This is a genomic window from Candidatus Phaeomarinobacter ectocarpi (genome assembly GCF_000689395.1).
GTDB lineage: Bacteria > Pseudomonadota > Alphaproteobacteria > CGMCC-115125 > CGMCC-115125 > Pyruvatibacter > Pyruvatibacter ectocarpi.
Genome location: NZ_HG966617.1, coordinates 453,830 through 467,732, shown reverse-complemented (window position 1 = coordinate 467,732; position 13,903 = coordinate 453,830). Strand labels below are relative to the sequence as shown.

Here is a 13,903-nt window from a genome sequence, read left to right as displayed (position 1 = left end):
CTTGCCGCTATCGAGGCGGCACTTCGCATTGTCTGAAGGCACCTTGACGTGACTGACCCTGACTGGGTGTTGGGTGCCACCGATCGGGGCGCGTTTTAGACTGAGACTGTCTTTGCGGCGCGTGATAACGTTGTCGCATACCCTGACAGCACCGGGCTCGTGGAGAGCTTTGAGATACGGCTGCGGGTAATTGCTGGACCTGTAACGGAGTGTCACCGTGCGCCCAGTTACACTGAAACTACACGGCAACCAAAGAGCGCATTAGGCTCACGACAACTAACCCATTGAAAACAATGGTGCCCGGGGGCGGGATCGAACCACCGACACTGCGATTTTCAGTCGCATGCTCTACCAACTGAGCTACCCGGGCGAACCTGGCAAAGGGGTGTGATCGCACATGATGATCAGACCTGTTTTCCGCGTGAGGCGGAGCCGGTTGGAAACCGGAGCCAAGGCGGCGGTTTATAGGCAAATCCTGCGGTTAAGTCCAGTCATCGTGGCGCGATTTTGAGATCGTCTTCGGCGGATGGGTCTGGTGGCCGCGTGGCGGCCTCGCGGCGGCCCAATGGCACATTTGTGCAGGCTAGTGCTTGGTCTCGGATTCGCTTTGAGCAGCGGCCATATCCCACTCATCGGGCGGCTCGACGGCGGGAATGGCGTAATGGCCGCCCAGCCAGCGGTTGAGGTCCACATCGGCGCAGCGCTTGGAGCAGAACGGGCGGTACTCCGCCACCATCGGCTTGCTGCAATTGGTGCATTTGGCTTTGGATTGAGACACGAACCAGACCCTCACCTTCAGGCCATCACCGCGACGTCGATGTGGTGGCGGCGGGCGCCTTCGACAGCGGTGAGTGTGACATCCACACCCAGACGGGCGCGCAGTTGCGGCATCAGGCCTGAATCTTCCAGCCAGGTGACAATGTCCGGCGCTGTATGAAGCGACAGGGGCTGGCCGGGATTTTCGGTGGCCGCCGCTTCCGCTGCCCGCAGGGCTTCATAGGCCACAGTGGCGCGGGTCTTGTTGGGATCGCGGCGCACGGGGTCGAGTAGCAGACGGTCCAGCGGTTCGCGGACGCGCTTGCGGGTCATCTCGACGGTGGAAAACTCCGTCATCGGAAGAATTTGCGTGGGCGTGCGATCACCCTCAAAGCCTGCTTCCAGGCGGGCCACGACTTCTTCCTTGTGGGCGTCTTCGGCCAGATGAATGAAGTCGATGATGACAAGGCCGCCGACACCGCGCAGGCGCACCTGGCTGGCAATGGCGTCCGCTGCTTCCATGTTGATGCGGTGACTGGTCTGCTCAAGATTGGTTGACGCTGTAAAGCTGCCAGAGTTCACATCCACCGCCGTCAGTGCTTCAGTGCGCTCGACCGTGATCCAGCCACCGGACGGCAGATCCACGCGGGAGGACAGGGCTGTTTCAATTTCAGCGTCGACGCCATGCTCGGCGAAGAGCGGCTTGCGGCTGGTGTGGTGCTTCAGGCGATCTGCATAGCCGGGCATCACCGCGTCGCAATAGGCGCGGGCTTTGACGAAGGCATCCGCATCGTCGATCAGCACGGCCTTGGTGTCTTCGTTCAGGTGGTCCCGCAGCACGCGCTGCACGGGCCCTAGTTCCTTGAACACGGTGGCCGGGCCGTTCATGCCCTTGGCGCGCTCTTTGACCTCGCGCCAGGTTTCCAGCACGTGGCGGGCATCACGTTCCACCGCGGCTTCATCAGCCTGCAGCGCTGCGGTTCGGACGATCCAGCCGGCCTTGGCGAGATCATCGCCGGTTTCGCTTGCGGCAACATCGGCGCCGACACGCTCGACCAGTTCGGTCAGGCGGGCGCGATCGTCTTCATCTTCAATGCGGCGCGACAGGGCGACGCCGGGCTGATGGGGGACGAGCACGAGGAGGCGACCGGGGATGGTGACATTGGCGGACAGGCGCGGGCCTTTATCGCCGATTGGGTCCTTGAGGACCTGTACCAGCACCTTTTCGCCTTCGCGGACGCAATCATTGATGCGGGGCATTTTTCCTGCGTCGCGCAGCCCCATGAGTTCGCACAGACATTGCGCTTCGCGGACGCCGAGGAAGCCGGACCGCGGCAGACCAATATCAACAAAGGCCGCCTGCATGCCCGGGAGCACGCGCTCCACACGGCCGATCATGAGATTGCCGACGAGGCTGGCACCAGTTGTGCCACCCGAGCAGGGCCCGTGGGCGCTGTCATCAACGCTGCGTTCGATCACCAGATCGCGCAGCATGCCGTCGTCAACGAGCGCAACGCGCGTTTCGCCGATACCGACATTGATGAGAATTTCGTCGCTCATGGAAGGTCTAAGACTCACGAATATGTTTCAACCCAAGTCTAGGCTGCAATTAAGGCAAAATACCAGTCAGGGCAGGTCAGGTGGCGGATTGGGCGGCGGATTAGTCGCTGGAGGACGCTACGTAACCGGCACCGTTGAGCATATTGACCGTTTCAGCCAGCGGCAGACCGACAATCGCCGTATAGGAGCCTGAGATCGACGGAATAAAGGCCGATGCGCGGCCCTGAATGGCGTAGCCACCTGCCTTACCCTGCCACTCGCCGGACGACAGATACGACGCAAGTTCCATGTCGCTAAGGCGCTTCATGTGGACCCGCGCCTCAACCACCTGGGCTGAAACCCTGCCTCCTGGGGCGACAAGGCAGACGCCGGTGAACACCCGGTGCGCGCGTCCGGACAAAAGCTCAAGACATTGTCGAGCGGACGCTTCGTCTTCGGTCTTGGGGAGAATGCGCCGTCCAACGCCCACCACCGTGTCGGCTGCAAGTACGAAGGCATCCGGGTGACGGACAGCGACGGCCTGTGCCTTGTCACGGGCCAGGCGCAGGGCATGGGGGCGCGGCAGCTCGCTTCTGGCCGGGGTCTCGTCAATGTCTGCGGGGTCTACGCTATCCGGGACGATGCCGGCCTGCGCGAGCAGATCAAGGCGGCGCGGCGATGCGCTTGCCAGCACCAGCTTCGCTGTCTTTGGGGAGGCACGCATGGTCGTGCCCTCGCTCTTACTTGTAGCGATAGGTGATGCGGCCCTTGGTGAGATCGTAGGGCGTCATTTCAACCAGCACCTTGTCGCCGGCCAGCACGCGGATGCGGTTCTTGCGCATCTTGCCTGCGGTGTGGGCGATGATCTGATGTTCGTTCTCAAGCTCCACCCGGAAGGTGGCGTTGGGGAGCAGTTCGACGACTGTTCCTGGAAACTCGAGTAGTTCTTCTTTTGCCATTATGGCCTTTCCAGCGTCTCAACAGATTGGACAGGCGGAACGCACACCAGATGCGGCACTCAACGCGTATGTCCGTGAATTGGGCCGGAGAATGGGCATTCGGGCCGGCAAAATCAAGACGGCAGCATAATCAAGCGGCAGAACCATTGACGCGACTCAAATGTTCACTCAATGTTCTCATCAAACGAGGGAGAAAAGTGATGCAGGGAAGTTGCTGCTGCGGTGCCGTAAAATTTGAGCTGACCGCGCCGCCATCCATGATGGGCACGTGCCATTGCTCGCGCTGCCGCAAGGTTGGGGCGGGCTCGCTGGTGTTCGTCAAGAAAGACGACATCAAGTGGATTTCCGGCCGCGATCAGATTGCGACCTATGAGCCGTCGCCGCCGTACAAATATGCGCGCTGTTTCTGCAAGGTCTGCGGCACATCGCTGGGGGAAATCCTGTCCGACGAAAACAGCTTCCCGATCAATGCCCATGTGCTCGACGAGGACCCGGGCGTCCGCAACCAGTTTCATGAGTTCGTGGCGGAGAAGCCTGCCTGGTACGACATCTGTGATGACGCCAAGCAGTTTGAGGCGCATCCTGTTCAGGCTTAGGCAGTTCAGTCCTAAGTAGGTTTAGCCGCTTGGTGCCGCTCGCCAGCCGAACCGCTCCTTGATGCGGGCCATCAGGGCATCGCGGACTTCGCGATAGGCGTTGAGGCGCTGCTCGCGAGACCCTTCCACCAGGGTGGGGTCGTGGGTTGGCCAATACTCGACGTCGGCTGCCATGGCGCGGGTCATGTCGACGGCGCTGTGCTGGGCCTGCGGTGTCAGGGACACGATGAGATCAAAGCTCGTGTCTTCCAGTTCATCAAAGCTGCGCGGTTTGTGCTTGGTGAGGTCGATGCCCAGTTCATCCATCACGACGATGACGAAGGGGTCCACCTCCCCTGCCCGCACACCGACCGAATCCACATAGACATGACGGCCATAGAGCAGCTGCATGATGCCTTCCGCCATGGGTGAGCGGACGGCGTTCTGGCTGCAGGCAAACAGGATTGCGTCTGGCAGGTCTTCGCCATTGGGGCCCCGCATGGTGCCCTAGCCCTTCATGTGCAGAACACAGATGAGCGTGAAGAGACGGCGTGAGGTGTCATGGTCGATGGTGATCTTGCCGTCGAGCCGGGCCGTCAGAAGCTCTGCCCCTTCATTGTGCAGGCCGCGACGTCCCATATCGATGGACTCGATCTTGGACGGCGACGCTGACCGAATGGCTTCGTAGTAGCTTTCGCAGATCAGGAAGTAGTCCTTGATGATCTTGCGGAACGGCGACAGGGACAAAATGACCTTGCCGTGGGGCTCTTCGGCCTCATCGCGGATGTCGAACACCAGCCGGTTTTCCTCGATGGCGAGATGCAGATTGTAGGGCCCGCCTTCGCTGCCAACGGGGGCAAAGGTATTGTCTTCCAGCAGATCGAAGATCGCGACCTTGCGCTCATGCTCGATCTCCGGCGTCCGCCGCACGACGCTGGCCTCGTCGAGCACGATAGATGCGATCCGCTTGGTCGGATCGGGCGTCTGCTCGGATGTGGGTTCGTCAGTCATGGAAGGACCAGGAGATGAGAGTGCGGGGGCAGTCTATGGGTTTGGCGGCGGTGTTCCTAGGGCACGGAGTCGGGAAACAGCCAGCTGTTGAATGGATTGTCCGGTTAAACCGGACAATGGCGTTTCTTTTGTCGACCGAACTCAAAATTCTCCGCCACCCTCCGGCTTGACCGGAGAGTCCATTATGCCGCGCTACCTGTTCAAGCGGATCGACACTGAGCGACCGTGGGCTTCAAGCCCTTCCGCATCTGCAAGCGCCACCGCTGCCGGACCAATACGGCCCAGGCTATCCGCATCGCATTTCACCAGCGACGTACGCTTCATGAAGTCGAGCACGGACAGGCCGGATGAGAATCGGGCGGAGCGGGCCGTTGGCAGCACGTGGTTGGTGCCAGCCACATAGTCGCCCACCGCCTCAGGCGTATAGCGGCCCAGGAAAATGGCCCCCGCGTGACGCACCTTGTCGGCCAGCGGTTCAGGATCGGCGACGGCCAATTCCAGGTGTTCCGGGGCCAGACGATTTACCAGCGGAATCGCATCATCGAGCGATGGCACGGTGATGATGGCCCCATAGTCGTGCCAGCTGGCGGAGGCCGTGTTCTCGCGTGACAGCTGCTTGAGCTGACTGGCAACAGCTTGTGCCACATCATCCGCACACTGCACATTGTCCGTAATCAGGATCGACTGGGACGAGGGATCATGCTCGGCCTGACTGAGCAGGTCAGCCGCAATCCAGGCGGGATCATTTTCGCCGTCGGCGACGACAAGAATTTCTGAGGGACCGGCGATCATGTCGATGCCGACGGTGCCGAAGACCTGACGCTTGGCAGCAGCCACATAGGCGTTGCCGGGGCCGACGATCTTATCAACCGGCGCGATGGTGTTTGTGCCATAGGCGAGTGCGGCGACGGCCTGGGCCCCGCCGATGCGATAGACCTCGGTGACACCTGCCAGCTTGGCGGCGGCAAGCACGAGCGGGTTCTCGATGCCATCGGGCGTCGGCACCACCATAACGACGCGCTCCACACCGGCGACGCGGGCGGGAATGGCGTTCATCAGGACGGATGACGGATAGGCTGCCGTGCCGCCGGGCACATACAGACCAGCCGCATCGACGGCAGACCAGCGGTGACCCAGCTCTACGCCTGCTTCATCGGTGAAGCGCATGGATTCGGGAAGTTGTTTGGCGTGGAAGGCCTCGATGCGATCCGCGGCGAGTTTGAGGGCATCAAGGGTTTCGGTCGACACATTCGCGGCAGCAGCGTCGAGGCGCTCCTGCGGGATGCGCAGGTCGTCCGCGCCTTTCAGCGACAGCCGGTCAAACTTGTTGGTCAGATCAATGACAGCCTGATCGCCGCGCGCCTGCACATCCGCGATGATGGCAGCAACGTCGTTGTTGACGTCCACTGCCGTCTCCCGCTTGGCGGTGAGCAGCTCGGCAAACTGTGCTTCAAAATCGGCACTGCGCGCATCGAGGCGTCTTGGTTCTGAGCGCTGGGGCTGAGATCGTCCGGTCATGTCATCACTTGGTATTGAGGGGCGCTTGCAAGCGCGGGTCAGGCGTCCAGATCGTGTTCGGGCTTGGATGTGGTTTCCCACGGCTGCCCGATATCGGTCAAATGGCCCTCAAGGCACTCCACGTCCAGTGCAATCGTCCCGCCGCCGGCAAAATCAAATGTGATCGTGCCCGCCGGGTCCTCGTCACCGCCGGTCTTTTCAAACCGGATGGCGAGCAACTCCACCACCGCGTCCTTGGCCTCAAGGCGGATATTCTGGGAGCGGACGGCCAGCACATCATCGAAATGCACGCCCGCACGGATGCGCGAATGACGCTTTGGGCCCAGCTTGGAAGTGCCCTCAGCTTCCCAACGGAAGCGGTTGAAGACGCCTGCAAACCGCCGCCGCTTCTTTTCATAGGCAAAGTCGCCCACCGCCGTCACCGCATCCTGAAGATGGGCGGACAGCACGGCGAGGTCTTGCTCGTCTTCTATGCGTAGCAGAAGCGGTTTCATGATTTATCCGGGCAACTATCCAGGAAGGCGTGAGATATCAGCACCGCAGGCGGAGAGCTTGTCTTCGAGACGCTCAAAGCCGCGATCCAGATGGTAGACGCGAGAGATAGTTGTTTCGCCCTCCGCTGCCAAGCCCGCAATCACCAGCGACACGGATGCCCGCAGATCCGTTGCCATGACCGGTGCACCGCGCAGGGCTTTGACGCCGGAGACAATCGCCCGGTCGCCATGCAGGGACACGAGCGCACCGAGACGGGCCAGCTCCTGCACATGCATGAAGCGGTTTTCAAAAATCGTTTCGGTCATCTGGGCATTGCCGTCGGCCATGGTCATCAGGGCCATGAACTGGGCCTGCAGGTCCGTGGGGAAGGCAGGGTATGGCTGGGTCACAATGTCCACCGGCGTCAGCGGCGTGCCGGAGCGGGTGATGCGAATGCCCTTGTCCGTGTGGTCCACGGTGACGCCTGCAGCTGACAGGGCCTGCAGCGCTGCTTCAAACAAAGCGGGGTCTGCGCCCGTCAGCGTAACATCGCCGCCGGTCATGCCTGCGGCCATGGCGTAGGTGCCAGCTTCGATCCGGTCACAGATCACCGCCACTTCAGCACCGTGCAGCTTGTCCACACCGGTGATGCGCAGGGTGGAGGTGCCGATGCCGTCGATCTTGGCGCCCATGGCGACGAGACACTCGGCAAGATTGGTGATTTCAGGTTCGCGGGCGGCGTTCTCAATCACGGTTTCGCCCTTGGCGAGAACAGCGGCCATGAGCACATTGTGGGTCGCCCCAACGGAAGGCATGGAGAAGCGGATTTCAGCGCCCTTAAGACCGCCCTTGGTGCTGGCGATCACGTAGCCCTTGTCGAGCTCGATGTTGGCGCCGAGTTTTTCCAGACCCTGAAGGTGCAGGTCTACCGGGCGGGTGCCGATGGCACAGCCGCCGGGAAGCGATACGTCCGCTTCGCCACAACGGCCCAGCAACGGACCCAGCACCCAGAAGCTGGCGCGCATGCGCGACACCAGTTCGTAGTCGGCGTGGGTGCTTTCGATTTTCTTTGCGGTCAAACGCAGCGTGCGTCCGCCGGGCCGGTATTTGGTGTCCGGGCCAAAGCCTGCCAGGCGCTTGGCCTGATCGGCGCCCAGAGACAGGCGGCCTTCGGTGCGGCTCGTCAACGTTTCCCACTCGCCGCTGGAATTCATCACGTCTATCTCGACGCCCAGCTCCGCCAAGAGGCGCGCAAGGGTGGCGATGTCGGTCAGGCGCGGAAGATTGGTCAGCACCAGCGGCTCATCGGTGAGCAGGCTGGCGATCATCAGCGGCAGGGCGGCATTTTTTGCGCCGGAAATGGGAATGGTCCCATTCAGCTCATAGCCGCCGGTAAGCCTGATCCTGTCCATGACACGTCCTTGCGGAAAGAAGAGAAGGGGCGATGTGCCGTGGGAATACGGCACGGGTGAGGCGCAAAGCTTAACCACACGCTTGACCGCAAGCTTATCCGCTGGGTCTTGCTGTCCGGTTAGCGCCCTGCCTGTCAGTCCTGTTTTGTGGGCGACCTGTCTGCCTCGGCGCCGGCTTCGGCAGCACGGGCCTTGGCCTGCTGTTTGCGGCGCTGAAGATTGGCCTTCAGGGCCGCTGCCTGGCGGGCCTGACGGTCCGCAAAGTCGTTGCCGTGGCGCGTATTGGGCGCACCGGGCTCGCGGCCGCTGGCACGGGTCTTTGATTTCATCACCATTTGGGTGTGTCCTGACGGTTCTGCCCCGTAAGTTTCCCCCTCATGTGAGCAGGGTCGGGGCTGGATTGCGCGCGATCCTGCAAATGTGACCGGGTCCGGTCAAGGGGGGATCAGCCAGACCCATGCGCATGGCTTTCATACCCTCCAGACGACGGGCCCGCCGATTGTGGAAAAGCCCTATTGCAGCGCGAAACACCTTATGGCAGTTTCCGGCCTCCTTTGGGGGACGTTAACCGAATTCTTCCGGTTTCAAGGCAGTGTGCCCGCTCCAATGGTCAAGCCGCGGTAGCTCAGTGGTAGAGCGCACCCTTGGTAAGGGTGAGGCCGGGAGTTCAATTCTCCCTCGCGGCACCATTTTTGACCTCACGCTTGATGGCGCTTTGCGCCAACGCTCCAGTGGGGCGGCCCATGAAGGGCCGACACCCGGTCGGGTGCTTGCGACGAGCACGATGCCCGTCGCCGGTGGCTTCCTCCTCTCTTTGCCTTTTGTTGCATCACGCACAACGCTCAGGCAGGACGGCATGACCGTTCGGTTATCCAGTTGCGCGACCTACAAAGAACGCCATTGTCCGGTTTAACCGGACAATCCAGGAGGGGGATGCTGCATGGATCCCCCGGTCAAGCCGGAGGATGGAGGAGCGACGGGCAGGTGTCCGACGGCATCACACTCATTGTCGAAACAGCCTTGAATACGAACTTCGTATGGTTATATCGTACGAAGTTCGTATTATCAGGAGGCTGTCATGACCGTGGATGGATTGAGCCGGGCGGCATTGCCGATGGGGCGTGTGGTGCTTGCGTCGCTGTTTGTGCTGGGCGGGCTCAACAAGCTCGTGAATTACGCGGCGACACAGGTGCAGATGAGCGAGGTGGGGCTGTGGCCTGCATTGCTGCCCCTGGTGATCGCGCTGGAGCTTGGGGGCGGGCTGGTGGTTGCCCTGGGGCGATGGGGCGCGGTCTTTGCCGCGCTGGCGCTTGCGGCGTTCACGCTGGCGACGAACATCTTCTTTCATGACTTCTGGGCCATGTCCGGCGAGATGGCGGCGCTGGAGCTGTCGCTGTTCTTCAAGAATGTCTCCATTGCCGGCGGGCTGCTGTTTGCGGCGGCGGGAACGCATCAATTGAGGCGCGCGGCATGAGTACGGCATCTGAAAAGCAGGCGGCGCGCTTTGCCGATGCCATTCGCGTGCTGCTGCGCACGTTCACGGTGGATGAAACGCAGTTTCCGCCTGCCGAAGGACGCATGAAATACAACGCGCTGGATTTTCAGACGCTGCATTTTCTGTCGCAGACGCCGGGCTCGACCGGCGCCGCCCTGGCGCGGTTTCTGGGCGTGTCTCCCACCACCGCGCAAAGCGTGACGGACCGGCTGATCAAGCGCGGGCTTCTCGCGCGGGATGCAAACCCCTCCAGCGGCCGCGCCATTTCCCTGTCCCTCACCAAGCAAGGCGAGGACATGCAGGCGGCCATTGAGCGGCAGGACATAGCCAACTGCCAGACCATGCTGGCCACCCTTCCCGCATCAGACCGCCGGCACTTCGTGGACCAGCTGGACCAGATCACCCGGGCCGTCGGCGCAGGCCCCGACGGGCAGAACTCATGATGACCACCGATGACATTCTGGCCCTGCTGACGCCGCGCGACGCGTCGATCGCCGCCCATCGCGTCCTGTGTGTCGGACCTCCGGACGCAAAGCACATGAGCGGCGGGGCCTGCTTTGCGACCCTGCTGGCCGCACCGGAGGCAGAACACCAGCGCCCGGTCATTCAGGCGTCGGCCCAGTTCATTGCGGCACCCGCCGAGGGGACATCCGCCACGGTCACCACGCACACCTTGATGAGCGGACGGTCCATTGCGCAGGCACGGGCAGCGCTTCAGGTGGACGGCGCGGACCGGGTGCAGGTGCAGGCGTCTCTTGGCCGCCGCCCGGACGTCGGCACACATGAATGGACCAGGATGCCGGATGTGCCGGACCCGGAGCATTGCGGGCCGATCCCGTTTGTGCGCGAGGATGCAGGCGATCTGCACACCCATCTGGATATGCGGCTTGCCACCGACTTTGAGCACGACGGCGCGCGCGGCCAGATGGCCTTCTGGATCAGGGCACCCGCCAGAGGCATTGATTCAGCTTTTCTGGCGCTGGCGGCGGATTACTTGCCCGAGAGCATCCACTTCAATATCGGCCGCCCGGCGGGGGCCACGAGCCTGGACAACACCCTGCGCATCATCGCCCGCCCGGCGACCGAGTGGGTGCTCTGTGTCACCCAGCTCGATGCCATTGAGGCGGGACTGTTTCACGGGCGCATGGCGCTGCATGCACGCGACGGCGCCCTGATCGCCACCGCCGCCCAGTCCGGGGTGGTCAGGCTGATTGAGCCAGACGCGACACGCGCCTAGCGACGCCAGCGTCCGGCAATCCAGACATAGCCGCCCGGACGCTTATCCCAGCGCCCGGCAACCCAGGTGCCCTTGGGGTTTGAGACCCAGCGCCCGCCGACCCACACATGCTTGCGGCCGTTCCAGCGCCAGTAGCCGTCCGTCCACACAGCGCGCGCATTGGGCCGCGCCGGGCGCACGGTCACAACGCGGCGCGTGGGTGGCGCAACCCGCACAACCACATTGGCCTGAGCAAGGGTGACTTTAGCCGCCGCATGGCGCGGCGCGGCTGAGGCCTGCGACGGCGCAAAGGTCGCCGCCGCCACAAGCGCGGACGCGGCAACGACAGCTGCGGAAAGAGCGCGTCGAGAGACGCGAAGGGAAGACGTCATGGTAGTTTTCCTGACTGAGTTCAGAGGGCACACACGACATCTTCAACGGGCGGGCGTCAGGAGTCCGTCGATTGGCAGAAGTAATTCATTGGGCGATACCCGAAATCACGAGTTGGTGGACAGAACCTTGTCGCTAGCTTCGGCGGATAGCGTCACGAACAATATGCAGCTTTGTAGCCACCATTCGACCGCTTCTGGCAGATCCTTCAATTAGAAGGCCTGCCGCTTTAGGAGTCGGAGACCTATCCCCCGCAATGACCTCAACGCTCGCCAAGTTACCCAAACTAGCGAGCAGACCTCCGCTCATTCCGACGGGTTTTACAGCAGGTACCTTTTGTCCAGATGCGTCCCGAAGATACTTGCCATATTTAAGAAAGACGTGGCCCTCACCGCTCTGAGGCCAGTCTGGTGCTAGAAGGTCGCGAGTTCCCGCATAATTCGTGAATGACCAAAGGGTCGGTTGGACTGTTTTTGCTACGTTGTCTACTTTTCGGTTTTTTGTGTTCGGAAAGCCAATTGCCGCATATACGCTGCTCTCTTCGTAGTCGTTGGCCTCGGCAATTTCACTCAAATCCAGCAAAGTACAATCCGCGAAACTAAGCCTTTGTTCCTCCGTTAGCCGAAGAAACGCGAAATCGAACTTATCGTGCTCCCGAGCTTTTTCAGCTTCCGTAACTTTGAATTCGCCAGATACAGGGACGAGTTCTTTAGCGCCAATATGCAGTGTAGTAACAGAGGCATGATCGACTACGTGAGCGGCTGTAATCAGGTACGCTTCTCCTTGGAATTCAGCCAAAATGCATGAAGCTAGGTGGTCGGGCCTTTTCTTATCTGTGGTTCCGTAGACTGGTCGAACAGACTTGCGAAACTTGTGCATCGCCCGATCCCGGTGGTCTCCAATTACGTCTCTAGCAACTTCCTGGAAAGTTTCGAATTTTGCCATTTCTTGCAATCAACCCCGCTCATCGTGTTCAACATGGTATGTGGGTACTTCTTCAAACAAAAGAAGCCCCGGCGGATTGCTCCGCCGGGGCTTTGGTGTGTCGCGTGTGAAGTGCGCGGGTTACGCGGCTTCGTAGCCGAGGACGGCTTTGACTTCGAGGAATTCTTCGAAGCCGAACTCGCCCCATTCGCGGCCGTTGCCGGACTGCTTGTAGCCGCCGAACGGTGCGTTGACGTCCGGGCCTGCGCCGTTGAGGTGCACGTTGCCGGCGCGGATCTTGCCGGCGACTTCGCGGGCGTGGTTGATGTCGCCTGACTGGACGTAGGACGAGAGGCCGTACTCCGTGTCATTCGCCATGTCGATGGCCTGCTCTTCCGTCTCATAGGTGAGGATGGAGAGAACCGGGCCGAAGATTTCCTCACGGGAAATCGTCATGTCCGGCGTCACGTCTGCAAAGACGGTCGGGCGGACATAGAAGCCCTTGTTGAGACCTTCAGGACGACCCGTGCCACCGGCAACAAGCGTTGCGCCTTCGTCGATGCCCTTCTGGATCAGGTCCTGGATCTTGTTGAACTGAACTTCAGACACAACAGGACCGATGGTGGTTCCTTCCGCATGCGGATCACCGGCCTTGACGCCTTCAGCGGCTGCCTTGGCAACGGCTTTGGCTTCGTCGTTCTTGGAGGCTGGTACGAACATGCGGGTCGGTGCGTTGCACGACTGGCCCGAGTTCATCATCACGCCCTGCACGCCACCGGCGACTGCAGCTGAGATGTCTGCATCTTCCAGAACGATGTTGGGTGACTTGCCGCCGAGTTCCTGTGCGACGCGTTTGACCGTGTCGGCAGCCGCCTTGGCGACCATGATGCCGGCGCGGGTAGAGCCCGTGAAGGACACCATGTCCACGTCCTTGTGGCTGGAAAGCGGTGCGCCGACAGACGGACCGTCGCCATTCACCAGGTTGAAGACGCCCTTGGGCAGGCCTGCTTCATGGAAGATTTCAGCCAGGATGATGGCGTTGAGCGGTGCCACTTCAGATGGCTTGAGCACCATGGTGCAGCCAGCGGCCAGCGCCGGTGCCACCTTGCAGACGATCTGGTTGACCGGCCAGTTCCATGGCGTGATGAAACCGCAGACGCCCACAGCTTCCTTCTTGATCTGCGTGGAGCCGCGGACTTCCTCGAACTGGTAGTTCTTCAGGATTTCCAGCGTGCTGCTGAAATGCGCAACGCCCATGGCCGCCTGTGCGGCCTTGGCCAGCCAGATCGGCGCACCCATCTCGGTGGAGATGGTTTCGGCAATCTCGTCATAGCGGGTCTGATAGACCTCGAGGATCTTTTCGAACATCGCAATGCGCTCTTCGCGGGTCGTGTTTGACCATGCGGGGAACGCAGCCTTGGCAGCCGCGACAGCCTTGTCGACGTCTGCTTCCGAACCCATGGAAATGGTGCCGCAGGGCTCTTCCGTGGCCGGGTTGATGACCTCAAGGGTCTTGGGGGTGGCGGGGTCGACCCACTCACCATTGATGTAGAACTGGAGGGCTTCTTTCACGTGTTTTCTCCCGTGTTGCGGGGTGGCTCGTGGCCAGGGCACCCGCGTTTCGCAAACTGTTT

The 13,903-nt window shown here is 61.4% G+C and carries 17 protein-coding genes and 2 tRNA genes; 5 read left to right on the top strand and 14 right to left on the bottom strand.

Annotated features, from left to right (window positions below; genetic code table 11):
* Positions 1-294: 294 nt before the first annotated feature.
* From BN1012_RS02285 to infA, 5 genes are all read right to left on the bottom strand, one after another.
* Positions 295-370, bottom strand: a tRNA-Phe gene (locus tag BN1012_RS02285).
* Positions 371-583: 213 nt separating this feature from the next.
* Positions 584-793, bottom strand: coding sequence for a DNA gyrase inhibitor YacG (locus tag BN1012_RS17315; protein WP_420887272.1), 210 nt, complete (start codon positions 791-793; stop codon positions 584-586).
* Between the two features lie 2 nt (positions 794-795).
* A complete protein-coding gene (locus BN1012_RS02280) occupies positions 796-2,316 on the bottom strand; it encodes an Rne/Rng family ribonuclease (protein ID WP_052534373.1) in 1,521 nt (506 codons plus the stop codon).
* A gap of 100 nt (positions 2,317-2,416) precedes the next feature.
* Positions 2,417-3,019 (bottom strand): Maf family protein, encoded by a 603-nt coding sequence (locus tag BN1012_RS02275; RefSeq protein ID WP_043948367.1) that lies wholly within the window; start codon positions 3,017-3,019, stop codon positions 2,417-2,419.
* Between the two features lie 16 nt (positions 3,020-3,035).
* Positions 3,036-3,254 carry a translation initiation factor IF-1 gene (infA, locus tag BN1012_RS02270; RefSeq protein ID WP_043948365.1) on the bottom strand — a complete coding sequence of 73 codons (219 nt, stop codon included), beginning with the start codon at positions 3,252-3,254 and terminating at the stop codon, positions 3,036-3,038.
* Between the two features lie 200 nt (positions 3,255-3,454).
* Between infA and BN1012_RS02265 the strand changes: the two genes are divergently transcribed.
* Complete coding sequence (locus BN1012_RS02265; RefSeq protein WP_244442931.1) at positions 3,455-3,850, top strand: GFA family protein; 396 nt, start codon at positions 3,455-3,457, stop codon at positions 3,848-3,850.
* Between the two features lie 21 nt (positions 3,851-3,871).
* Here BN1012_RS02265 and BN1012_RS02260 read toward each other — a convergent pair whose 3' ends face one another.
* From BN1012_RS02260 to BN1012_RS02235, 6 genes are all read right to left on the bottom strand, one after another.
* Positions 3,872-4,330 (bottom strand): arsenate-mycothiol transferase ArsC, encoded by a 459-nt coding sequence (locus BN1012_RS02260; RefSeq protein WP_043948362.1) that lies wholly within the window; start codon positions 4,328-4,330, stop codon positions 3,872-3,874.
* A 6-nt stretch (positions 4,331-4,336) separates the two neighbouring features.
* On the bottom strand, positions 4,337-4,840 hold the full coding sequence (locus tag BN1012_RS02255; protein ID WP_043948361.1) for a UPF0262 family protein: 504 nt from the start codon (positions 4,838-4,840) through the stop codon (positions 4,337-4,339).
* A gap of 192 nt (positions 4,841-5,032) precedes the next feature.
* Positions 5,033-6,358, bottom strand: coding sequence for a histidinol dehydrogenase (hisD, locus tag BN1012_RS02250; RefSeq protein ID WP_043948360.1), 1,326 nt, complete (start codon positions 6,356-6,358; stop codon positions 5,033-5,035).
* 38 nt (positions 6,359-6,396) lie between these two features.
* Positions 6,397-6,852, bottom strand: a complete 456-nt coding sequence (locus BN1012_RS02245) for a DUF2948 family protein (protein ID WP_043948359.1) — start codon at positions 6,850-6,852, stop codon at positions 6,397-6,399.
* A gap of 15 nt (positions 6,853-6,867) precedes the next feature.
* Positions 6,868-8,244, bottom strand: coding sequence for a UDP-N-acetylglucosamine 1-carboxyvinyltransferase (gene murA / locus BN1012_RS02240; RefSeq protein WP_043948357.1), 1,377 nt, complete (start codon positions 8,242-8,244; stop codon positions 6,868-6,870).
* A 134-nt stretch (positions 8,245-8,378) separates the two neighbouring features.
* A complete protein-coding gene (locus BN1012_RS02235; RefSeq protein WP_043948356.1) occupies positions 8,379-8,579 on the bottom strand; it encodes a hypothetical protein in 201 nt (66 codons plus the stop codon).
* A gap of 279 nt (positions 8,580-8,858) precedes the next feature.
* Here BN1012_RS02235 and BN1012_RS02230 point away from each other — a divergent pair.
* From BN1012_RS02230 to BN1012_RS02215, 4 genes are all read left to right on the top strand, one after another.
* Positions 8,859-8,933 (top strand) — tRNA-Thr (locus BN1012_RS02230).
* 389 nt (positions 8,934-9,322) lie between these two features.
* Positions 9,323-9,718, top strand: coding sequence for a DoxX family membrane protein (locus BN1012_RS02225; protein WP_052534370.1), 396 nt, complete (start codon positions 9,323-9,325; stop codon positions 9,716-9,718).
* Entirely contained in the window at positions 9,715-10,182 is a 468-nt protein-coding gene (locus tag BN1012_RS02220) for a MarR family winged helix-turn-helix transcriptional regulator (RefSeq protein WP_052534367.1), read from the top strand. Before BN1012_RS02225 ends, BN1012_RS02220 begins: the two co-directional genes overlap by 4 nt.
* The gene (locus BN1012_RS02215) at positions 10,179-10,976 is read left to right on the top strand and encodes an acyl-CoA thioesterase (RefSeq protein ID WP_081826154.1); all 798 of its coding nucleotides are present in this window, start codon (positions 10,179-10,181) and stop codon (positions 10,974-10,976) included. The genes BN1012_RS02220 and BN1012_RS02215 overlap by 4 nt, the downstream gene beginning before the upstream one ends.
* Here BN1012_RS02215 and BN1012_RS02210 read toward each other — a convergent pair.
* From BN1012_RS02210 to BN1012_RS02200, 3 genes are all read right to left on the bottom strand, one after another.
* Positions 10,973-11,347 (bottom strand): YXWGXW repeat-containing protein, encoded by a 375-nt coding sequence (locus BN1012_RS02210; protein WP_052534362.1) that lies wholly within the window; start codon positions 11,345-11,347, stop codon positions 10,973-10,975. The genes BN1012_RS02215 and BN1012_RS02210 overlap by 4 nt on opposite strands.
* Positions 11,348-11,480: 133 nt before the next feature.
* Positions 11,481-12,290, bottom strand: coding sequence for a trypsin-like peptidase domain-containing protein (locus BN1012_RS02205; protein WP_043948353.1), 810 nt, complete (start codon positions 12,288-12,290; stop codon positions 11,481-11,483).
* A 120-nt stretch (positions 12,291-12,410) separates the two neighbouring features.
* Positions 12,411-13,841 carry an aldehyde dehydrogenase family protein gene (locus BN1012_RS02200; RefSeq protein ID WP_043948352.1) on the bottom strand — a complete coding sequence of 477 codons (1,431 nt, stop codon included), beginning with the start codon at positions 13,839-13,841 and terminating at the stop codon, positions 12,411-12,413.
* Between the last annotated feature and the right edge of the window lie 62 nt (positions 13,842-13,903).